Below are 21,101 nucleotides of genomic sequence, written 5' to 3'. Positions count from 1 at the left end.
GTCCGCGGGCGGGGGCGGCGCGGTTCAGCGGGCGCGCCGGACCCGCACCGACACCCGTTCCGGTCGCACCAGGGCGAGCCGGTCGCGTTCCTCCCGCAGGGCGCCGGCGACCTCCTCCCGCACCTGCCGCGGGTCGCGGAAGCGGACGTCGGCACGTGCCTTGATGCGGCGGCGCACCCTGACCCGGGCCCGGCCGACACCGGGGACGCGCAGGGCGGCGTCCCGCAGCAGCACCTCGGCGCCGTGCCGGTCCAGCACGGCCCGCACGGGGGAGTCGCCGGTCGGCGCGCGCAGGGGGAGCAGCTTCCGCAGGCCGGGGGTGAGGGCCAGGACGAGGAGCCAGAGCCCGAGGGCGGCGGCCACCGCCGCCCCGGTGAGCATCCACACGTCCCCCGTCGTCCGGGTGGCCAGCTCGTCCGCCAGGGTCCGGCGCCACGCCGAGGCGGGCCGCCCGGCGCGCACCGCGACGACGTCGTACAGGGCCGCTCCGGCGGCCACCAGCACCACCAGGGCGACCAGTGCCGCGGGAACGCGGCGCGGCGACCACAGGCGGGGCGAGGGGGCCAGGCCCGCCGCGCCGCCGTCCCGGCCCCCGGCCCCTCCGGTGCCGGCCGGTCCGGTGCCGGCCGGTCCGGTGCCGGCCGGTTCGCCTCCGGCCGGCCGGGGACCGGCGGGGGCGGTGTCCAGCGCCGCGGGCGGCCGTGCCGTCTCCTGCTCCCGGGGGGGATCCTGCTTCCTCAGGGGGTCCTGTCCGTGCGTCATGGGGTGCCGTCCCTTCGGACGTTGCTCCGGTCGGGACGCCGTCGGCGGCGCGGCGGCCGGAGCCGGGGGACCGCGGGCCCGGGCCGGTACGGCGGGGGCGCGGCCGGGGGAGGGGAGGTCAGCGGACCCGTCCGCCGCCGCCCTTCCGGGGGACCAGGTGCTCGACGACCAGCGCGACCTCCCGCACCTCCATGCCCGTCATCCGCGACACCCGCGCCGCCACGTCGTCCCGGACCTCGCGGGAGGCCCGTGCGATGTCCACGGGGTACGGCAGGTCGAGCGAGAGCTCCAGCCGCGCCGCCCCGCCGCCGGTGGCCGCGGACGCCTGGGGTGCCGCGAGGCCGCCGCCGCCCGGTCCGGTCAGGCGGGCGAGCGACTCCCGGGCGACCCGGGCGGCGATCCGCGCCACCACCCGGTCGGGGACGACGGTCGCGCCGCGCTCCGCCGGGGGCGGCAGCCGGGGCTGCTCCGCCCGCTCCGGCGGCTCCGGCTGACCGGTCCGTCCCGGGTGCGGCGTGCTCACCGCTGCCGCCGCAGGAACGACCCGGTGTCCAGGCTGCCCTGCAGGGCCAGGCCGACGACCAGGCCCACGCCGCCCAGGACGGCCACCAGCAGGAACGCCCAGAAGCCGCCGAAGAACCCGGCGAAGCCCAGGGCCATGCCGGCCGCCAGGCCCACAGTCGCTGTGTTCATCTCGCGCACCTCTCTCGTACCGCTCCCGTCCCCGCGGGCCGCCGCACCCCCGGAGGGGCGGCGGCATGCGTGCGGGTCACTTCACCCGGCTCTCGCCGGGCTCGGGCTCGGACTCCTCCTCGTCGGGCAGGTGCACGTCGTCCACGGCGATGTTCACCTCGACGACCTCCAGCCCGGTCATCCGCTCGACGGCGGAGATCACGCTGACGCGCACGTCCCCCGCCACGTCGACGATGGACACGCCGTACTCCACGACGACGTCCAGGTCCACGGCGGCCTGACGCTCGCCGACCTCCACCTTCACGCCGCGGGTGACGCTGCTCCCCGCCCCCGGCACCCGGTCGCGCATCGAGCCGAAGGTGCGGGCCATCCCGGCGCCGAGGCTGTGGACGCCGGGGACCTCGCGGGTCGCCATCCCGGCGATCTTCGCCACCACGTTGTCGGCGATGGTGGTCCTCCCCCGGGTCTCGGCGGGGGCTCCGACGCCGGCGCGGCCCTGCAGGGTCTTGCCGCCGCCCCCCGTCTGCCCAGCCGTGGAGGCAGGGCGCTGGGCGCTGGTGTCCGTCATGGCAGTCGCCTCGATCGGTCGGTGTGCGGACACCCGTGCGATGTCCGTCATGGGATTCGACACATGCGGTGGTCCGTCCTCACGCACGGAGGCGTTGTTCGGTCACATCACCACATAGAGACAGATACCCGCATGGAACGTGACCGAACGGCGCGGCGCTGCCGCGCAGGCGGCGGTTCGGCGGCGGCAGGGCGCCCGATGCGGCGTCGGTCCCGGTCCCGGGGTGACCGCCGGGGCGTCCGCTCGTTGCACGCAGTGCACCGAGGTGCTGCCGTCGGCGGGGGAGGGGCCGCCGGCCAAGGTCCAGCGACGAGGCGGGGTGTGCGGAGCCATGGGGACGAGCGGGCACGGAAGGCTTGGGTACGGGGCCTGGGCGGGCGCGGCGGGGCCCGCCCCGGCCGGGGCGGGCACGGCCCGGGCGGGTGGGGGCGAAGAGGGGACGGCCCCGGCCGCCGTCGTCCCGGCGGCGCCGGTGCCGGGCCCGCCGCCGCGCGCGCCGGAACCGGCCGCGGGGGAACCGGCCGGGCCTCAACCGGCCGGGCCGCAGCCCGGCGCGGCGGAGCACACCGGGCCCGCACCCGGCACGGCGGTCTCCGCCGAGGCCGCGGAGGCCGCCCTGGTCGGCAACTACGCGCGGCTGGCCCGCCTCGCCTACGCCGTCCTGCCCGCCGGGCAGGACCGCCACCGGCGTGTGGTCGCCGCCCACGCCCTCGTGCAGCGCTCCCTGTCCGGCCGCGGCTTCGGGCGGCGTCCCGCCGCACCCCTGGCGGCCCTCCCGCCCGGCCCCCGCCGTGCCCCGGCCGGTGGGGACGCCCCGGCCGTCCTGCAGCCCGACGGCGACGGCAGTGGCGGCAGCGGCGGCGGGGCCGGCGGGGCCGCCCGGCAGGCGGCCGGCGCCGCCTACGGGCAGGTCCGGCTGCGGGTCCTCGCCGGGGCCCTGGCCGCGGCCGGTCCCGGGGCGGGGAGGCCCCTGCCGCTCCGCGCGTGGACCCTGCCCCGGGTCTGGGGCCTGCGCCTGTTCACCGTCGCGGGCGCCGCCGAGGAGCTCGCCCTCGACCGCGCCCTGGCGGCGGCCGAGCCCGCGGCCCGGGCCGCCTGCGCCCTGCGGGCCCTGGAGGGCATGCCCGACACCGCCGTGCGGTCGCTGCTCGCCCGGGCGGGCTGCGACGACCCGGGCCGGGCCCTGGCCCTCGCCGACCGGCTTGCCGCGGACCACCCGGAGGCCGGACCCCGGATGGCGTCCTCGCCCGAGTTCGACCCCTGCACGGTCCGGGCGCAGCCCTCGGACCTGCTGCGCCGCCGACGGCGCCGCCGCACCGCGCTGGGCGTCTCCGCGGTCCTGCTGGCCGCACTCCCCACCGCCTGGTGGGCGGTCCCGTCCTCCGCCGGCCGGCCGGCCCCGCCCGGCTCCGCCGCCGGAGGCGGACCGGGCGCGGCGGACCCGTCCGCAGCCGTACGGCTGGTCCGCGCCGCCCCCGACGCGTGGCGGACCACCGCGCGGCTCGACCTCAGCGCCTGGCCCGCCCGCGGCGACCGCACCGCGGACCGGGCGCTGACGGACCGCGCCCTGCGGGCCTGGGAGCGGCCGCTGCCGGGCACGCGGGTCTCCGCGGTGCCCGGCACCTCGACCCGCCCTCCGGCGGAGGACCCCCGCCTGCTGTTCGCCGGCGACGTCGACGGGGCGGCGGTCGTCCTGCTCCACGACGGCGGGCGGATCGCCCGCTGGACCGAGGGGTCCGGCTCCCCCGAGCTCCTCCTGGCCCGCGTCGACGGCGCCGACCTCACCACGGCCGCCGTGGTGCTGCGCCGCGGCCCCCGGGGGGCCCGGCTGCTGCTGGCGCCGTGGGTGGCGGAGGCGGCGACCCGGGACCTGCGGTACCCCGACCGGCCGGCGCGCCCGCTGGCGGGCGGCGGCGGCGTCACCGCGCCGCTGCCGTTCCGGGCGGCCGGCGGCTGCCTCGGGGAGCCCGTGCTCCAGCTGCGCTCGTCGCCGGTGGTGGCCGAGAGGCACGCCTTCCTCCTGGCGGACCTCGGCGGACCGGTCCTCGCCCACCTGACCTGGATGCCGCCGCCCGGCCGGGTGCCGCCCGCCGGTCCCCGCGAGGCCACCGGGCCGCAGGCCCTGCCCGCCTGGGCCCGCGCGGCCTGCCTGGCGCCGGTTCCGGGCGGTCCGGACGGTTCCGCCGGCCGGGTCGGTGCGGCCGCGTCGGTGAGGTCGGTGAACCTGTGGGCCTTCGCCGTCCAGCCTTTGCCGGAGAGGCGCGGCACCGCGACGTGGGTCTGCCTGCGCACCGACCGGTGGACCGGCGACGGCGCGGCCGCGACCGCGGTCCTGCTGCCCGCCTCCGGCCCCGGGCGCCGGGGGGCCGTCCGCACCGGGCAGGAGTCGGGCGGCCGGGCGTGCAGCCGGTTCGCGCCCGACGTCCTGGCCTCGGTGTGGTGGCACCCGCCCGGCGGGCGCGGCTACCTGCTGGTCGCGGGCAGCCGGCACGTGCGGCGCGTCGCCGGGAGCGGCACGCTGCGCTTCGGCGCGGCCGTGCCGCACCAGGTCCTCGCGCTGCCGGGCGGGACCGCGGGGCCGGAGCGGCTGTCGGCCCTGCTCGCCTCGGGTGCCCGCATCGGCCCCCTGCCGCCGGTCCGCCCGGCACCCACTCCCTGAGCCCCGCGCTCCCTGCGACCGGCGCTCCGAGCCCCGCTTCCGGCCCCTCCCGCGAGCCCGCCCGCGGGACCCGCCCCCGCACGGCCGCGCCGCCCTCCGGCAGGGGGGGCGGCGCGGGCCGGGCCGGGCGGGCGGCGCGGGTCAGAACGTCACGCGCACCTTGAGGGCGCTGCGGTCGTCCATGGCCCGGTAGCCGTCCGGGACGCCGTCGAGGCCGACGGTCCGGTCGAAGACGGGGGAGGGGTCGATCCTCCCGGACAGCACGTCCTCCAGCAGCTCCGGGATGTAGGCGCGGGCGGGGGCGACGCCGCCGCGCAGCCCGACGTTGCGGTTGAACATCTGGCCGATGTCGATGCCCGCGCTGCCGCCGTGCGGCACGCCGACATAGCCGACGAACCCGCCGTCGCGGGTGATCGACACGGCGGTGCGCATGGAGTCCTCCGTGCCCACCGCCTCCAGCACGGCGTGGGCGCCCTGCCCGCCGGTCAGCTCCCGCACCGCGGCCACCGCCTCCTCGCCGCGCTCGGCGACGACGTCGGTCGCGCCGAAGTCGCGCGCGATGTCGGTACGGGTCTTGTGCCGGCCCATGGCGATGATCCGCTCGGCGCCCAGGCGGCGGGCGGCCAGCACGCCGCACAGGCCGACCGCGCCGTCGCCGACCACGGCGACCGTGGAGCCCGGGCGGACCCCGGCGGCCAGCGCCGCGTGGTGCCCGGTGCTCATCACGTCGGAGAGCGCGAGCAGGGCGGTCAGCAGGCGGTCGTCGCCCAGGGCCTCGGCGGGCAGCCCGACCAGCGTGCCGTCGGCGAACGGCACGCGGACCGCCTCGCCCTGGCCGCCGTCCGAGCCGGGCTCGCCCCAGAAGCCGCCGTGCAGGCAGGAGGTCTGCAGGCCCTCGCGGCAGAAGTCGCAGACGCCGTCGGACCACACGAACGGGGCCACCACCAGGTCGCCGGGCCGCACGCCCGCCACCTCGGAGCCGACCTCCTCCACCACGCCCAGGAACTCGTGGCCGATCCGCTGCCCCGGCCGGCGCGCCGCCACCCCGCGGTAGGCCCACAGGTCGCTGCCGCAGATGCAGGCGAGGACGACCCGGACCACGGCGTCCGTGGGCTGCCGGACGGCGGCGTCGGGGACCTCCTCCACCCGGATGTCGTGAGGTCCGTGGATCACGGTGGCGCGCATGATGCATGTCCTTCGGGAGATCATCGGGAACGTGCCCACCGTCCCCCATCCCCGCACACCTGTCCAGCTACATCGTCTACCGAAACGGTTAAGCTGAACTTGTGCTCGACGTCCGCCGCCTGCTGCTCCTGCGCGACCTCGCCGACCTGGGGACCGTGACGGCCGTCGCCGACCTGCACGGCGTCACCCCCTCGGCCGTCTCCCAGCAGCTCCGGCAGCTCGAACGGGAGACCGGCGCCGCGCTCGTCGACCGCGACCGGGGGCGGGTGCTCCTCACCGCGGCCGGTGCCGCCCTCGTGGAGGACACCTGCGACGTCCTCGCCGCCCTCGAACGGGCCGAGGCGCGCCTGCGCGGCACGGGCGACGCCGTCGCGGGCCCCTTCCGCGTCTCCTGCTTCACCAGCGCCCTGCCCGTCCTGGGGGCGCCCCTGCTCGCCGAGGCGCGCGTCCGGTCTCCGCAGCTCCGGCTCCACCTCACCGAGGAGGAGCCCGAGACGAGCCTGCCGCTGCTGCGCCGCCGCCGTTGCGACCTGGCCGTCGTCTACCGGTACCTCAACCTCGGCACCGTGCCGCCCCCCGACGTCCTCACCACCCGGCTCCTCGTCGACCCCCTGCTCCTCGTCCTGCCCGAGGGCCGCGCCCGCGAGGCGGAGGGGGCGGTCGCGGACCTGGCGGCGTACGCGGACCTGCCGTGGGTGCTGGCCCCCGACGGGAGCGCCTGCCGGGAGGCCGCCCTGCACGCCTGCCGCTCCGCGGGGTTCACCCCCGACGTGCGGCACACGGCCGCGGACTTCCCCGGTGCGGTCGCCCTCGCCGCCGCGGGCGGGGCCGCCGCGCTCGTCCCCCGCTCCGCCGTGGCAGCCGTGGCCGCCCTGCCCGGCGGGTCGGCCGTCCGGCCGCTCGCCGACCCCGGCCTGGCCCGGGTCGTCGAGGCGTGCGTGCGCACCGGCACGGACACCCACCCCGCGGTCCGCGCCTGCGTCCGCATCCTCGCCGAGCTCGGACGGCGGTGCGGCGGCGGCGGGGCCCCGGCGGACCCGCCGTCGGGGACCTGACGGCCGCGGTGCGACGCCGGGCGTGCGACGCCGGGAGGGTGGCGGCGGGCGGCGACCGGACGACGGCGGGGCCGCCGGGGTCCGCACGGCCTCGCGGCGGTGCGGGCCCCGGCGGCCCCCGGCGGTCCCGGTCCGTCGGGACGGCGCGGACCGGCGGATCAGAAGCGCGGGTTCGTGGTGGCGGTGCCCACCGCCAGGCCGCCCGTGAACGCCTTGGTCTTCAGCGTCGCGTCCAGCGCGCCGGCGGCGGCCTCGGTGAGGTTCAGGCCGACGTCCGACGCGGTGGCCGAGGACGAGCCCAGGTCCACCTTCGCCTTGGAGAGGTCCAGGTCGAAGACCGGCACCCGGGTCTGCGTCCCCGCCACCCGGCCGGTCAGGTCGCCCTTGTCCAGGTCGATGACGAAGTCGCGGACCTCCAGCGAGGCGCCGTTGCGCAGGTTGACGAAGCGCAGGCCGCCGCGGTGCTCGATCGTCCCGCCGAGGGGGGAGGGCGTGAGCCGGCCGCCGGTGACGGGGAAGGACGCGGTGAGGGTGGGCTGCCCCGAGGGGAAGGCCAGGCCGGGCCGGCCCGGCCGGGTCACCACCGGCAGGATCCCGGCCTTGAGCAGGGCCCGCGCCACGGCGGGCGCGATGACGACCCGGGTGGTGCCGGACGTCACCTTCACCGAGGCCGGACCGTCCGCGGACGCCGGTGCGGCGCCCGCGCCCGCCGCCACCACCGCTGCGGCCGCCACCACCGCCGCCGACCGGACGCGGACCGCCGTACGGATGCTCATGAGGACTCCCTGGTCTCGCAACAGGACGGCCGCCGTGACCGTCACGCGCTGCTTCCGCCGCCTCCGCACCCCTGGATGCACCCCGTCCCGGACAACCTGACGGCCCGTCGCCGTCCCCGCCGCCGCACCCTCCTGCGGGCCCCGCCCCCGCGGCGCGCCCCCGGCACCCCGTACGCCGTGTCCCCGCCCCGCGTGCCCGGCCCGGGCGGCCGGGGCGCCGCCGCGCCGGGCCCGCGGGTCTGCCGATCACCCGTCCGGCCCCGCCACCCGGGCCGATGCCGTGCAGGGGTGGTGGAGTGGAGGGGCGGACCGCTCGGCGCTGACCGGTCCGCGGCGCGCCCGACCCGTGGTGCGTCCGACCGCGGGCCCGTCCCCCCACGGAGCGGGCCCGCGGGCCCGACCGGCCGTATCCGGCCGCCCCACCGCCGACCCGGGTGCCCGGCAGCGACGCGTGCCCGGGCCTGAAAGCGAGACTCCGATGCTGGTCAAGAAGCTGCACGACTCCGGTATCCGCGCCGAGCACGCCTACACCGCGGGCTTCGCCTCGATCGTCCTCTCCGTCATCTCCTGGCGCGCCTCGATGAGCGTGGAGAAGAAGGGCGAGGAGCGCGCCGACCGCTGGGGCATCTTCGTCGGGGAGTGGGCACCCACGTTCTTCGCCCTCGGCCTGGCGCTGTCGACGTACGAGAAGTGACCCGGCCGGGGCCCGCCGCCCCGGTACGCGCACCCCGCCCGGGCCCGCCGGTCTCCCGGCGGGCCCGGGCGGAGCACGGCACGGGCCCGTGGCCCCCGCCCTCGCGGTGGGGGCCACGGGCCCGGCTCACGTCCCGGCGGGAGCCGGGTCAGCCGATGCGGTGCCCGCCGTCGTGGCCGTAGCCGCCGAAGTGGCCGAAGTGGCCGAAACGGTGGTGGTGGTGGCGGTGGTGCCGGTGGCCCCAGCGCTCGTGGTGGCGGTGGTGCCGGTGGCCCCAGCGCTCGTGGTGGCGGTGGTGGCGGTGGCCCCAGCGCTCGTGGTGCCGGCCCTCGTCGTGGCCGAAGCGGCCGTCGTCACCGCGGTGCCAGCCGTCGCGGTCCTGTACGGAGTGGGCGGCGGGGGCGGCCGGGGCCGCTGCCTGGGCGGCGCCGGCGCCGCCCAGGACGACGGCGGCGGCCACGCCGAGAGCGGCGGCGAAGCGGGAAACGCGCATGGCGATCTCCTGTCGCATCAGGTGCGGGGCACCTGTACGGAATCGGACATCGCAACCGTCCCCCGCCGGACACCGGCTCAGACGGTCCCACGCGTCGAAGCCACCCGATCTGCTGGAACGCCGCCGATCGTGGAACCGCACCGCGCGGGCCGATCGTGGAGGCCCCGCCGACGGCCCGCGGACGCCGTCACCCCGTACCCCCGCGGGCCTCCTCCAGCGCCCGCACGTCCAGCTTCCCCATCCCGAGCATCGCCTTCATCACCCGTTCGGCGGCCGCCGGGTCCGGGTCGTCCAGGAGCCGGCCCAGCACCGTCGGGACGATCTGCCAGGACAGGCCGAACCGGTCCTTGAGCCAACCGCACGGCCCGTGCTCCCCGCCGTCGCCGAGCCTCTCCCAGAGCCGGTCCACCTCCTCCTGGTCCGCGCAGTCCACGAACAGCGAGACCGCCTCGTTGAACCGGTGGTGGGGGCCGCCGTTCAGCGCGGTGAACCGCTGCCCCGCCAGTTCGAACCCGACGGTCATGACCGTCCCCTCGGGCAGCGGTCCCGCCGCGCCGTACCGCCGCACCTCCGTGATCCGGGAGTCGGGGAAGACGGACGTGTAGAGCTCGGCGGCCTCCTCGGCCCTGTCCTCGAACCACAGGAACGTGGTGATCTTCTGCACGGTGCGTCCTCCTCGGCGTCGCAGGCGTGTCCCCGTACCGGGTGGACGACTGCGGCGGCCCGGACTCATCGGCCGGCCGGGCCGCCCCTGCGCGGAGCCCTCGCGTGCCCCGGCCTCCCCGCGCGGTCCGCCCGCGCGGTCCGCCCGCGCCGGACCGCCCTCCCCGTACCGCCCGCACCGGCGTGGGACCGGATCCCCGCCACCGGTCCGCACGCCCCCGTCGCCGGCCCGCGCCCCCGGCCCCCGGCCGTCCGCCCCCGCACGCCGGACGAACGCACCCATAACTTCCCCCGCCCCGGGTAACTGCCGCTCACCTGCCCCACCCCGCCCCGCCTGTCGGGGCACGTCCGCGAGGAGCGACATGGCCGCATCCGCCTCCACCTCCACCCGTCTGCGCCGACGCGCCGAGGAGGTCTTCGGCTGGGACCGGCTGCGCCCCGCCCAACTCGCCGCCATGCAGGCCGTGATGGAACGCCGCGACACCGTGGTGGTCATGCCCACCGGCGCCGGGAAGTCCGCCGTGTACCAGGTGCCGGGGCTGCTCCTGGAGGGCCCCACGCTCGTCGTCTCGCCCCTGGTCGCCCTCCAGCGCGACCAGGTGGCGGGCCTGCTGCGCCTGGACGGCCCCGAGGCCGTCGCGGTCAACTCCTCCCAGGGGCGGGCCGAGAACGACGAGGCCTGGGACCGCATCAGCGCCGGGGACGTCGACTTCCTCTTCCTCGCCCCCGAGCAGCTGGCCAAGGACGACGTGCTGGAGCAGCTCGCCGCCGCCCGGCCCGCGCTGTTCGTCGTCGACGAGGCCCAGTGCGTCTCCTCCTGGGGACACGACTTCCGCCCCGACTACCTGAGGCTCCGCCACGCGCTCGAGCGCGTCGGCCGTCCGCCGGTGCTGGCGCTCACGGCGAGCGCCGCCGCGCCCGTGCGGGCCGACATCGTCGAGCAGCTCGGCATGCGCGACGTGCACGAGGTCGTGGCGGGCTTCGACCGGCCCAACATCCACCTGGAGGTCGTCCCCTTCCGGGACGACGAGGTGAAGCGCCGCGCCGTCGTCGAACGCGCCGCCGCCGAGCCCAAGCCCGGCATCGTCTACGCCGCCACCCGCAAGGACGCCGAGGCCTACGCGGAGGAGCTGGCCGCCCTCGGGCTGGACGCCGCCCCGTACCACGCCGGGATGCGGGCGGCCGAGCGGCACGGCGTCCACGACCGGTTCCGCGACGGCTCCCTCGACGTCGTCGTGGCGACCTCCGCCTTCGGCATGGGCATCGACAAGGCCGACGTCCGGTTCGTCCTGCACGCCTCGGTGCCCGGCTCGCTGGACGCCTACTACCAGGAGATCGGCCGGGCCGGCCGCGACGGCGAGCCCGCCCGCGCGGTCCTCGCCTACCGGCCCGAGGACCTCGGCATGCAGCGCTTCTTCTCCGCGGGGCGCCCCGACCCGGACACCGTCGCCCGGGTGGCCCGCCGCATCCAGTCCCGCCGCGGCCCGGTGTCGCCGACCGACCTGCGGTCCGCCACCGGGCTGTCCGCGAGCCGCCTCACCGCCGTCGTCAACCTCCTGGAGCAGGTACGCGCCGTGCGCACCACCGACGAGGGGGAGCTGGCCGCGGTCGAGGGCTTCGGAGCCGCCCGCGCGGCCGAGGAGGCGGTCCGGCTCGGCGACGCCCGCCAGCAGCTGGAGCGCTCCCGGGTCGACATGATGCGCGGCTTCGCCGAGACCACCGGCTGCCGGCGCCGCTTCCTCCTCGGGTACTTCGGCGAGGCCCTGGACGGCCCCTGCGGCAGCTGCGACGTCTGCGAGCGGGAGGAGCTGCGGGAGGACGGGGACGCCGCGGCCGCCGAGGGCGTCCTCGCCGGGACCGCCCCCGCCGCCTCGGGCGCCTCGGGCGCCGCGGAGTCCGCCGCGCCCACCGGCCACCCCTTCGTCCCGGGCGCGCGCGTCCGCCACGGGCAGTGGGGCGACGGCGCGGTGCTCAGCGAGGAGGAGGGGCGGCTCACGGTGCTCTTCGAGACCGTCGGCTACCGTACCCTCTCGCTGCCCCTGGTGCTCCGCAACGACCTCCTCGCCGCGGTCTGACGGGCGGCCCGGGGGCGTCGGCCGCCCCCGTGGCCGGCCGGCCCATGGCGCACCCCGCCCACGGTTCCCGCCCCCCCGGCGCCGGTCGTCGGCGGAACCCGCGGCATCGGCGGGGAGATCGCCTGCCGGCCGCCGCCCGGAGCGACGTGGCGGTCGCCGGACGGCCCGGCGGCCCGGCCCGCGTCCCCGGGGGCACGGCCCGCGCCCCCGGGGACGCGGGCCGGGCCGCACGCCCCCGGGGTGCGGCCTGCTACCGCTGCGGCCCTGCGGCGTCCGTCCCGTCCGGGGCGCCCCCGCCGTCCTGCGGGTCCTCCGGGGCGGCGGCGCCCTCCCGGTGGAGGAAGGCGCCGAGCAGGTCCCCGACGGGGTGCCCGGCCTCGGCGGGGTCGCGCAGGCGCACGGTCGGGTCCACGGTGTACCGGTTGCGGCGCCCCACGCGGGTCCGGGTCAGGTAGCCCGCGGACTCCAGGTCCGCGACGATGGCCTGCGCCGAGCGCTCGGTGATGCCCGCGGCCGCGGAGACGTCCCGCAGCCTGACCTCGGGGTCCCGGGCGATGTGGAGGAGGACCCGGGCGTGGTTGGTGAGGAAGGTCCAGCGACCGCCCTCCCCGTCTCCTCCGGGGTGCGACGCGCTCACCGCTCCATCGTACGAGTCCCGCTTCGGGTGTCCGCCGCGGCGCACGCCCGCAAACATGCGAAGTATTATTCGTGTGAATATTGACGCCTTTTGTCCCGCAGGTGGACAATAGGGATATTCCTCCCTTCGTTCGTCACTCCGGGAAGGCAGGACCGCCATGGCCGCCACGTCCCCGCATCCCCCGACCGGCCATCCCGCACCGTGCGGCGCGAGGCCCCGCCCCCCGGTGGCCGCCGTGCTCACGGGGGGCTCCGCGGACCTCCGGGTGGCCGACGCCGCCGCCGCCCTGGCCGCCGCCTCCCGCGCCCCCCTGCTCCTGATCGCGGTCGTCCCGCCGGGCTTCCGGCCCTGCCGCCCCGGCCCCGGCCCCGGCACCGCGCACGACGCCCTCGCCCGCGTGCTGGCCCGGCTCGGCCGGGCGGCCGAGGAGTGCGTCCCCGTCACCGTGCCGCTGCCGTCCGGCGGGAGCCGTCTGGCCGCCGCGTCCCGGGTGCTGGAGCCCGCCGGGCGCCTCGGCGCCTCCGTGGTCGTCGCCCACCGCACCGGACCGGCCGGCGTCGACGCCCCCGCCCTCGTCGAGGCGGCCGCCCTCCGGGGCGGGCCGCAGGTCCGCACCGTCGTACCGCCCCCGTGGCGGCCTGTCCTGGGAGCCCCCGGCGGGGGCGGCACGCCCGGGCCGGTCCGCCGTGCCGGCGCCCCGGTCCGGGCACCGGCCCCGTCCGCCGCCTGACCGCTCCGGGCGGCCGGCACGGACCGGACGCGCCCGGGCGGCACGGCCCCACGGAAAGGCCCCGCCATGAACGACCTCGCCTTCACCGTCCCCCTGTGGGCCTGGGCTGCCCTCACCGCCGGCATCGCCGCGATGCTGGCGGTCGACCTCCTGGCCCACCGCGACAGCCACGTCATCGGCTTCCGCGAGGCCGCCCTCTGGAGCGCCGCCTGGATCGCCGCCGGCCTCGCCTTCGGCCTCGTCCTGTGGGCCTGGCAGGGCGGCGAGGCCGCCGGCACCTACTACGCCGGCTACCTCATCGAGAAGGCGCTGTCGATCGACAACGTCTTCGTCTTCGCCCTCGTGCTCTCCTTCTTCGCCGTCCCCGACGCCTACCACCACAAGGTGCTGTTCTGGGGCGTCCTGGGCGCACTGGCGGCCCGGCTCGTCTTCATCTTCGTCGGCGCGGAACTGCTGCACGTCTTCTTCTGGACCGCCTACCTGTTCGGCGCCTTCCTCATCTGGACCGGCTGGAGGATGGCCTTCGGCCACGACCAGGAGGTCCACCCGGACCGCAACCCGCTCGTCCGCCTCGTCCGCCGCGTCGTCCCCACGGACCCCCGGTACCACGGCGACCGCTTCTTCGTCCGCCTGAACGGCCGGCGCACCGCCACCCTGCTGCTCGTGGTCCTCGTGGCGGTCGAGGCCACCGACCTCGTCTTCGCCGTCGACTCCGTGGCCGCGGTGCTCGCCGTCACGACGAACACCTTCCTGGTCTGGGCCGCCAACGCCTTCGCCGTCCTCGGCCTGCGCAGCCTCTACTTCTGCCTCGCCGGGCTCCTGCGCCGCTTCCGGTACCTGCACTACGGGCTGGCCGTGCTGCTCGCCTTCGCCGGCGTCAAGCTCATCCTCTCCGAGACGCCGGTCGGCAAGCTCCCCGTGCCGGTCACGCTCGGCGTCATCGTCGCCGTGCTCGCCGCCTCGATCGCCTGGTCGCTCGCCGCCGGGCCCGCCGAGTCCGCCGGGCCTGCCGGGCCTGCCGAGTCCGACCGGACGCCTCCGGACCCCGCCCGTCCGGACCCCGCCGACCGGGCCGTCCACCGCCACGGGTGACCCCGTGCACGCCGGGGTCGCCGCAGACCTCCGGCAGGCCCCGGCGTGCACGGGCGCCGCGAGTCCGGCAGGGTGGGTGGACACGGTCCGGCTGCGCCGCGGACCGCCCGCACGGGAGGAGCGCGATGCGTCAGGCCCTTCCCCCGATCCCCGCGCCGGCCGTCCTCCGGGCCGGCCCGGACGTGACGGTGACCGTGTTCACCGCCGGGTGGGTGGCCGTCCGCCCCGCCCACCGGGAGTTCGGCGGGCCGGACGCGCTCGCCTTCCCCGCGATCCTCGCCGGACGCGGCCGGACGCCGTGGCTGCCGATCCACGCCTTCCTCGTCCGCCACCCCGAACGCACGGTCCTGGTCGACACCGGGGACGCCGAGCACCGCCCCCGGGGCCACTACGGGTGCGGGTCGGCACGGCAGGAGCGCTTCCACCGCGCCTTCCTGCGCATCGAGGTGCCGCCGGAGGCCGCCCTGCCCCGCCGCCTCGCGGCCGAGGGGACCGACCCCCGCGACGTCGACACGGTCGTCCTCACCCACCTCCACTCCGACCACACCGGCAACCTGCCGGCCTTCACCGGCGCGCAGGTGCTCGTGGGGGACCGCGAGGCCGGCCCGTTCCCGGGGTCCACCCGGTGCAGGCTCCCCGGCGACGGCCGGACGACGGCGACGCGGTGGACCGACGGCCCGGTGGCGGGCTTCGACCGCTCCCACGCGCTCACTCCGGACGGGACGGTGCACGCCGTGCCCCTGCCCGGCCACACCCCGGGCCACCAGGGCCTCGTCGTCCTCGGCGGGGACGCCCCGGTCGTCGTCGCGGGGGACGCGGCGTTCAGCCCCGGGCAGCTGCGCCGCGGCCGTCCGCCGGGCATCGCCGCCGACCGGCCGGCGAACCTCCGGACCCAGCGCCTGCTCGCCTCCCTCGCGGACGCCGGCGCCCGTGTCCTGCTCTCCCACCACGCCCCCGCCCCGGGTGCGGCCGCGCCCTGAGCCCGTGACGCCCGGTCGTGCGGACCTGCGGCGGCGAACGGCGCCCGCCCTGCCGCCTCGCCGCCCCGCCGCCCTGGAGCCCCGGTGACCGGCCGTCCGGGTGGCCCGTGCGGTCCGTCCATGATCGGACGGTCTCCGCCGACCTGCCGTCAGGTCCTCCCGTCCGTAAAGAATCCGGCCACAGGGGCGCGATGGAGCACAATGAGCTGCTCCTGTCACACCCGTCCCGCTCTTCGCACCCGGAGGACCGCCCGTGACCACCGAACGCATCGGACCGCCCGTGATCGCGGGGGAGCGCGAGATGCTCCGCGCCTTCCTCGACTTCCACCGGGCGACCCTCGCCATGAAGTGCGACGGCCTCTCCGACGAGGACCTGCGGCGGCGGGCCGTGCCCACCTCGGACCTGACCCTGCTCGGCCTGGTGCGGCACATGGCCGAGGTGGAGCGGGTGTGGTTCCGCCGCACGGCCGCAGGTGAGGACCTGCCCCTCGTCTGGTCCGACCAGGGCGACTTCCAGGTGGCGTTCGACGTGGCCGCGGCGACCGGCAAGGAGGCGTTCGGCGCCTGGCAGGCCGAGGTCGCGCACTCCCGCCGCATCGAGCGCGAGGCCGAGTCGCTGGACGTCACCTTCCACCAGCCGCGCTGGGGCGAGGACGTCTCCCTGCGCCTGGTCATGATGCACCTCGTCCACGAGTACGCCCGGCACTCCGGCCACGCCGACCTGCTGCGCGAGGCCGTCGACGGGACCGTCGGGGCCTGAGGGGCTGAGTGCCTGAGGGCCGGTCCGCCGGACCCCGGGAGCGGACCCGGCGGCGGACCGGTCGCGGGCCCGCTCCGTCCCGGGACCCGCTGCCGACGGCGCCACCCGCTTCCGCGCGTCCCGTGCCCCCGCCACGGACGCTCCGCCGCGGACGCCTCCTCCGGGGCGGTCCCCGCCCGCCCGGCCGCGCGGGCCGGTACCGGCCGGGGGACGGGCGGCGGACCCCGCCGGGGCCGGGGCCGCGTCACCCCGCCGCGGGAGGCTCCTGGTGCAGGCGCCGCCCGGCCCGGTCGCCGAGGGCGGTGGCCCAGCCCGGCAGCCGCGAGCGGCCCGCGGCCGCGGCGCCCGGCACGGCGTGGTCCGGGCGGTCCCCGGGGCGCGGCAGCGTCCGCGCCGCCAGGCCGAGCAGGCGGGTGGTGGTCGCGGGCGCCACGCCGTGCAGCCGCACGGCGGCCTTCGCGGCCGGGGTCAGGACGAGTTCGGCGCGCCCCCGCTCGGCGGCCCACAGGATCGCCCGCGCGGCCCGCCCGGCGTCCATCGACAGCAAGGGCATCGAGGCGGCCGCGGCGAACCACGAGTACTCGGCCCCCGGCCGCCCGTGGAAGCGGGCGGCGGTGTGGGAGCCGGTGCGCATGAGGCCCGGCAGCACGGTCGTCACCCGCACGCCGTCCTGCGCCAGTTCCGCGTGCAGCCCCTCCGACAGCCCGGCCGAGGCGAACTTCGCCGCCACGTACGGCAGCAGGTGCGGCACCGCGATGCGGCCGCCCACCGACGAGACGTTCACCAGGGTGCCCCGGCCCGCCCGCAGGTCCGGCAGGGCCGCCAGGGTCAGCCGCAGCGGCGCGAAGAGCATGGTCTCCATCGCCTCCCGGAAGTCCTCCTCGCGCAGGGCGCCGAGCGGGCCCACCTGGATCACGCCGGCGTTGTTGACCAGCACGTCGAGGCGGCCGAAGTACCGGTGGACGGTGTCCAGCAGGAGCTTCGGCGCCTCGGGGTCGGTCAGGTCGCAGGCGACCGAGGCCGCCTCGGCGCCCCACGCCCGCAGCTCCGCCTCGGCCGCGGCGAGCTCCTCGGCGCCGCGGGCGCAGAGCACGACGCGGCAGCCGCGTCCGGCGAGTTCGCGGGCCAGCTGCAGTCCCAGGCCGCGCGACGAGCCGGTGACCAGGGCGGTGCGGCCGCGGAGGCGGCCCTTCCGGCGGGGTGCTGTCATGAGCCGCTCCGGGGTCTCTGCGGCCGGGCCGGTCCCGGCCGGTGGCGGGCGGGGCGGCGCCCGGGGCGCCCGGCCCCGCTCCAGGGGACGGCTGCCCACCTGCGGGCGGCCCACACGGGGGAGTCCGTCCCCGGCCGGGCGGCGCGCCGCGGCCGCCACCGGCCCTGGCCCGCCCCCGGCCCGGCCGCGGGTCCGTCCGGGCGTCGGGCCGTCCCGGGCCGTTGGCGGCGGGAACGGCCGGGCAGGTGCACGACCGGACCGCGCCCTGCCGGTCCCGTACCGCAGTCCGCCCCTGAGGAGCCCCACGACGGCCCGTGACCGGTCCACCCCCCAGGCCCCCCGCGACCGGCACCCGCGGCCCGACCTCCCCCGGCGGGACCGGCCGCACCCGGGCCTGAGCACGGAGATGGCCCCGGAGCCCGGCCACGGCGAGCGCACCCACCGGGGGACCGGCCGCCCGGGGGGCCGCTGCGCCCCGGCCACCGGCGGCGGCTCCGGCATCGGCCGCGCCGTCGCGCTCGCCTGCGCCCGGGAGGGGGCCGACGCCGCGACCGCGTACCCGGCGGACGGGGAGAAGGACGCACAGGAGACCGTCCGCCTGGTGGAGGGCGCCGGGCGCCGGGCGCCGGCGGTCCCGTGCGACCTGCGGCAGCGAGGGGGAGCGCACCGGCCTCGTGGAGCGTGTCGTCGCCGGATCGGGCGGCCCCGACGTCCTGGTCAACGACGCCGCCCTCCGGACGGCGCGGCCGGACGGCCTCGCCGCCCTCACCACCGGGCGGTCCGACCGGGTCATGGAGACCGGCGTCCACGCGATGTTCCGGCTCTGCCGGGCCGCCCTCCCGCACCTGGGGCCGGGCGACTGCATCATCGACACCGCCTCCGTGCAGGCGCACCGGCCCGGCCCCCACCTCCTGGAGCACGCCACCACCAGGGGCGCCGCCGTCACCTTCACCCACGGCCCCGCCCGGCAGCCCGCCCCGGAGGGGGTCCGCGTCGACGCCGTCGCGCCCGGACCGGTGCGGACCCCGCTCATCCCCGCGGCCATGCCCGCCGGCAAGGTCGCGGAGTTCGGGAGGCAGGCGCCGATCGGACGGCCTGCGCAGCCCGCCGAGACGGCCCCCGCTCACGTCTTCCCCGCCTCGCAGGAGGCGGGCTGCACCGCCGGCGAGGTCGTCAACGCCACCGGCGGCACGCCCCTGCCGCAGCGACTCCGCCACGGCGGCGCGGCACGGGGCCCGCCCTGCCGCGCACCGAGCGGGGACGGGTCGCCGGTCCGCGGGAGGGCTCCTAGGCTGGGGGGAGGCGGGCCCGTCCGTCGCCCGGCCCGCCCGGCACCGGGTCCGTGCGGCCGGGTGCGCCTGCCGCGGGGCCGCTCCAGGGGACGGACGAGGGAGTGGCGTGATGAGGAAGGCCCGCCAGGACACCGGGCCCGCAGCCGGGCCTGCCGCCGCCGACCGGTCGGGCGCCGACCGGGCCCCTGCCGGCAGGCCCGGGGGGCGCCTCCCGGCGCTGCTTGACAGTCCCGTCGTCGGGATGGCGCCGTGGATCGTCTTCTCGGTCCTGGTGGGCCCGGGGCGGTTCGAGACCGCGGTCGTCCTGTCCCTGGTGCTGGCGCTCGTGATCGTCGTGGGCGGCCACCTCCGGCACTCCGGCCGGACGTGGAAGCTGCTGGAGCTCTGCGACGTCGCCTTCTTCGCAGTCCTCGCCGTGATCGGGCTTTTCGCCTCCGCCGGCACCCACCGCTGGCTGGAGACGTACGCGGGCGAGCTCTCCAACCTGGCCCTCGCCGCCATCGCCTGCGGCTCCATCGCCGTCCGCCGGCCGTTCACCCTCCCGTACGCCCGCGAGGAGACCCCGCGGGAGCTCTGGGACGACCCGGTCTTCGTGCGGACCAACTACGTGGTCACCGGGGCCTGGGCCGCGGCCTTCCTTGTCGCGGCCGCCGCCGGCGCGTACGGCGACCTGGTGCTGCACGACCCGAACGAGCTGTGGACGGGCTGGATCATCCAGATCGGCGCCATCCTCGCCGCCCTCCGCTTCACCACGTGGTACCCCGACGTGGTGCGCGCACGGGCGCGCCGGGAGGCGGGTGTCCCCGCGCCGCCCGCGCCGCCCCTGGCCGACCTGCTGCTGCCGCTGACGGGCTACCTCGTCCCGGTGGGGGTGGTCGTCCTCGCCCTCGGCGCGGGGCCCGCCTGGCTGGGCGCCGCCCTCGTCCTCCTCGGGGTCCTGCTCTCACGCGTCCTCGGCAGGCGACGGCGTCAGGGGGACACCGGCGGGGCCGGCTGAGCGGCCGGAACGCCCCTGCACGGCTTCCCCGCCGCCCCGGGGCCGCCCGGGGCGGCACGCGCACGGTCCGTGCGAGCCGCTCCCGGGTCCGCGGCCCTTCCCGGGTCCGGCGGGCCGTCCAGGCGGACGCCCTGCAGTCCCGTTTCCGCTGCCGCCCGGACGAAGTCCTCTCCGCCGGACGCCGGACGCCGCGAGGCGGTGAGGCGGTGAGACCGCGAGGCGGTGAAGCGGTGAGACCGCGAGGCGGTGAGGAGATGAGGCGGCGGGGCGTCCGCGCCCCACCGCCCCGCCGGGTCCGGCGGCGGGGGTGCGGCGCTGCCGTCCGCACCCCGCGCCGGGACTGCCGCCCCGCCCGGTTCAGGGCCCTCCCTGCTCCTTCTGGCGACGGACCGCCTCCGGGTCGCCGGACGCGGCGCGGGGGAGTGCGGAGCCCCCGGGCGGGTCGACCTCCAGCGGTGGCCGGTGGCCGGTGGCCGGTGCGTGCCACCTCCTCGCCGGGCTGGAGGCCCGGGACCGGCCCCTCGGCGATCTCGGGCTGCTGCTCGTCCGACCCGGTGGTGTTCGGGGTCCCGCCGCTGCCGACCGGCGCCGGGTCGCCCGCCGCGCTGCCGCCGGCCGGCTCCGCCAGGCCCGGCGTCGGGCCGCCCTCCGGCGGGAGGGCCGGGCCGGTGTCCTCGTCGCCGTAGCCGTTCCCGGGCGGCTCCTGGCCCACGTCGGGCTCCTCCTGCGCGAGCCGGTCGTCGAGGGACTCGCCCTCCTGCTGCTCGGCGGCGGTCGTCCCGAAGGACTCGACCGCGGCGGGCGCGTCCCCCGGTACGGACATCACCTGCGGGTCCTCGGCGCGCTGCTGCTCCGGGGTGCCGTCCTGGAGGTCGGGGATGCCCTCCGCCTCCGGGGCCGTTGCGGGGTCGTGGTGGCGTGCCACGGCGGTCTCCTCCCGTGTCGGGTGCGTCGTCTGTGCTGTCCGTGCTCCCGCTGCGGGTACCCGGCCGCGGCGGGGCCAACCGGCGGGTGCCTGCGGGCCCGAGCTGCGGCTCCGCCCGCCGCGGGGGAGGAGTGGCCCGCCTCGCATCGTCGCCGCGCAAAGATGTGACAATATGGATGAAAGGGATGAAGCGACCAAGGAGCCCCTTCGCATGGCCTTCGGAGCCCGCCCCGACGCTCCCGCCTCCTCCCCCCGCGTCGACGTCGCCCGTGCACGCTCCTGCGACGACTGCAGCGGCTGGGGAACCATCGTGCGCAACGGCCGTGACGAGCTGTGCCCGTCCTGCCAGCAGCAGCCCGGCTGCGACTGACCCGCGCGCCCCCTCCCGCACTCCGCCCCGGCCCCTCCGCCCCCGTGCGGCCCGCCCCGCATGCGCCGCGCCGCTCCCGGGGCGACCGGTCGCCCCGCCGCCCGGGTGCGGCGCGCTCCGGGGCGGCCGCAGCCGTCCCGCACCCCGCCGATCCGCACCCCGCCGATCCGCACCCCGCCGATCCGCACCCCGCCACCGGTGTCCCGGCCGGGGTGCCCGCCGAGGCCCCGGCCGGGACGACGCCGGTGGCCGCGCCCTCCTGCCGGCCCGGCAGCCGGTCCGGGCGGTGCCGGCCGGCGACCCGGGGCGGGGCCCGGTGCGGCGGGGGAGTGCGGCCCCGAGCGGGGCGGTCGGCCGTTCCCGGCTTCCGTCCCAGCCCTTCGCGGGCGGCCACGGCGGCTCTCGGGTGCCGGTGGGCGAGTCCGCCAGCCGCCCCGGGCGGTGACAGGCCCGGGACGGCGGCCGACCGCCCCGCTTCCGCGGCC

General features: G+C 78.8%; 20 protein-coding genes and 1 pseudogene. 11 read left to right on the top strand and 10 right to left on the bottom strand.

Annotated elements, in window-relative coordinates; translation table 11 throughout:
- Nucleotides 1–24 precede the first annotated feature (24 nt).
- The 4 genes from ACFY07_RS20315 to ACFY07_RS20300 form a co-directional block, all read right to left on the bottom strand.
- Complete coding sequence (locus ACFY07_RS20315; RefSeq protein WP_390870316.1) at nt 25–762, bottom strand: DUF6286 domain-containing protein; 738 nt, start codon at nt 760–762, stop codon at nt 25–27.
- A 118-nt stretch (nt 763–880) separates the two neighbouring features.
- Complete coding sequence (locus ACFY07_RS20310; RefSeq protein WP_390870314.1) at nt 881–1,285, bottom strand: Asp23/Gls24 family envelope stress response protein; 405 nt, start codon at nt 1,283–1,285, stop codon at nt 881–883.
- Nucleotides 1,282–1,455 carry a hypothetical protein gene (locus ACFY07_RS20305; RefSeq protein ID WP_230652556.1) on the bottom strand — a complete coding sequence of 58 codons (174 nt, stop codon included), beginning with the start codon at nt 1,453–1,455 and terminating at the stop codon, nt 1,282–1,284. Before ACFY07_RS20305 ends, ACFY07_RS20310 begins: the two co-directional genes overlap by 4 nt.
- 76 nt (nt 1,456–1,531) lie before the next feature.
- Complete coding sequence (locus ACFY07_RS20300; RefSeq protein WP_390870312.1) at nt 1,532–2,023, bottom strand: Asp23/Gls24 family envelope stress response protein; 492 nt, start codon at nt 2,021–2,023, stop codon at nt 1,532–1,534.
- 472 nt (nt 2,024–2,495) lie between these two features.
- Here ACFY07_RS20300 and ACFY07_RS20295 point away from each other — a divergent pair, with 472 nt between their 5' ends.
- A complete protein-coding gene (locus ACFY07_RS20295) occupies nt 2,496–4,682 on the top strand; it encodes a hypothetical protein (RefSeq protein ID WP_390870310.1) in 2,187 nt (728 codons plus the stop codon).
- 141 nt (nt 4,683–4,823) lie between these two features.
- On the opposite strand, the gene ACFY07_RS20290 is transcribed toward ACFY07_RS20295, so the two are convergent.
- Complete coding sequence (locus ACFY07_RS20290; protein ID WP_390870308.1) at nt 4,824–5,867, bottom strand: zinc-dependent alcohol dehydrogenase family protein; 1,044 nt, start codon at nt 5,865–5,867, stop codon at nt 4,824–4,826.
- Between the two features lie 101 nt (nt 5,868–5,968).
- Between ACFY07_RS20290 and ACFY07_RS20285 the strand changes: the two genes are divergently transcribed.
- Nucleotides 5,969–6,922 carry a LysR family transcriptional regulator gene (locus ACFY07_RS20285; protein ID WP_390870306.1) on the top strand — a complete coding sequence of 318 codons (954 nt, stop codon included), beginning with the start codon at nt 5,969–5,971 and terminating at the stop codon, nt 6,920–6,922.
- A 158-nt stretch (nt 6,923–7,080) separates the two neighbouring features.
- Here ACFY07_RS20285 and ACFY07_RS20280 read toward each other — a convergent pair whose 3' ends face one another.
- A complete protein-coding gene (locus ACFY07_RS20280) occupies nt 7,081–7,698 on the bottom strand; it encodes a hypothetical protein (RefSeq protein ID WP_390870304.1) in 618 nt (205 codons plus the stop codon).
- Nucleotides 7,699–8,176: 478 nt separating this feature from the next.
- Between ACFY07_RS20280 and ACFY07_RS20275 the strand changes: the two genes are divergently transcribed.
- Entirely contained in the window at nt 8,177–8,392 is a 216-nt protein-coding gene (locus ACFY07_RS20275) for a hypothetical protein (protein WP_230652541.1), read from the top strand.
- 148 nt (nt 8,393–8,540) lie between these two features.
- On the opposite strand, the gene ACFY07_RS20270 is transcribed toward ACFY07_RS20275, so the two are convergent.
- On the bottom strand, nt 8,541–8,885 hold the full coding sequence (locus tag ACFY07_RS20270; RefSeq protein ID WP_390870302.1) for a hypothetical protein: 345 nt from the start codon (nt 8,883–8,885) through the stop codon (nt 8,541–8,543).
- A gap of 187 nt (nt 8,886–9,072) precedes the next feature.
- Nucleotides 9,073–9,549, bottom strand: coding sequence for a VOC family protein (locus ACFY07_RS20265; protein WP_390870300.1), 477 nt, complete (start codon nt 9,547–9,549; stop codon nt 9,073–9,075).
- Nucleotides 9,550–9,910: 361 nt separating this feature from the next.
- On the opposite strand from ACFY07_RS20265, the gene ACFY07_RS20260 reads away from it, so the two are divergent.
- A complete protein-coding gene (locus ACFY07_RS20260; RefSeq protein ID WP_390870298.1) occupies nt 9,911–11,623 on the top strand; it encodes a RecQ family ATP-dependent DNA helicase in 1,713 nt (570 codons plus the stop codon).
- A 250-nt stretch (nt 11,624–11,873) separates the two neighbouring features.
- On the opposite strand, the gene ACFY07_RS20255 is transcribed toward ACFY07_RS20260, so the two are convergent.
- Entirely contained in the window at nt 11,874–12,260 is a 387-nt protein-coding gene (locus ACFY07_RS20255; protein ID WP_390870297.1) for a helix-turn-helix transcriptional regulator, read from the bottom strand.
- A gap of 265 nt (nt 12,261–12,525) precedes the next feature.
- Between ACFY07_RS20255 and ACFY07_RS20250 the strand changes: the two genes are divergently transcribed.
- The 4 genes from ACFY07_RS20250 (at nt 12,526) to ACFY07_RS20235 (ending at nt 15,822) form a co-directional block, all read left to right on the top strand.
- Nucleotides 12,526–12,990, top strand: coding sequence for a universal stress protein (locus tag ACFY07_RS20250; RefSeq protein ID WP_390870295.1), 465 nt, complete (start codon nt 12,526–12,528; stop codon nt 12,988–12,990).
- Between the two features lie 66 nt (nt 12,991–13,056).
- Nucleotides 13,057–14,082 (top strand): TerC family protein, encoded by a 1,026-nt coding sequence (locus tag ACFY07_RS20245; RefSeq protein ID WP_390870293.1) that lies wholly within the window; start codon nt 13,057–13,059, stop codon nt 14,080–14,082.
- A gap of 125 nt (nt 14,083–14,207) precedes the next feature.
- Entirely contained in the window at nt 14,208–15,062 is an 855-nt protein-coding gene (locus ACFY07_RS20240; RefSeq protein WP_390870291.1) for an N-acyl homoserine lactonase family protein, read from the top strand.
- 253 nt (nt 15,063–15,315) lie between these two features.
- A complete protein-coding gene (locus tag ACFY07_RS20235) occupies nt 15,316–15,822 on the top strand; it encodes a DinB family protein (protein WP_390870289.1) in 507 nt (168 codons plus the stop codon).
- Nucleotides 15,823–16,066: 244 nt separating this feature from the next.
- Here ACFY07_RS20235 and ACFY07_RS20230 read toward each other — a convergent pair whose 3' ends face one another.
- Nucleotides 16,067–17,032, bottom strand: coding sequence for an SDR family NAD(P)-dependent oxidoreductase (locus ACFY07_RS20230; RefSeq protein ID WP_390870287.1), 966 nt, complete (start codon nt 17,030–17,032; stop codon nt 16,067–16,069).
- 406 nt (nt 17,033–17,438) lie between these two features.
- On the opposite strand from ACFY07_RS20230, the pseudogene ACFY07_RS20225 reads away from it, so the two are divergent.
- From ACFY07_RS20225 to ACFY07_RS20215, 3 genes and pseudogenes are all read left to right on the top strand, one after another.
- Nucleotides 17,439–18,234, top strand: a pseudogene (locus ACFY07_RS20225) (SDR family oxidoreductase); the annotation flags it as partial.
- A 331-nt stretch (nt 18,235–18,565) separates the two neighbouring features.
- A complete protein-coding gene (locus ACFY07_RS20220; protein ID WP_390870286.1) occupies nt 18,566–19,321 on the top strand; it encodes a hypothetical protein in 756 nt (251 codons plus the stop codon).
- 1,136 nt (nt 19,322–20,457) lie between these two features.
- Complete coding sequence (locus ACFY07_RS20215) at nt 20,458–20,616, top strand: hypothetical protein (protein WP_230652504.1); 159 nt, start codon at nt 20,458–20,460, stop codon at nt 20,614–20,616.
- Nucleotides 20,617–21,101 lie beyond the last annotated feature (485 nt).

Origin of the sequence: Streptomyces sp. NPDC001380, from assembly GCF_042895785.1 — a bacterium.
Taxonomy (GTDB): domain Bacteria; phylum Actinomycetota; class Actinomycetes; order Streptomycetales; family Streptomycetaceae; genus Peterkaempfera.
The sequence above is the reverse complement of the archived record's forward strand: the minus strand, read 5'-3'. Positions and strand labels throughout refer to the sequence as shown.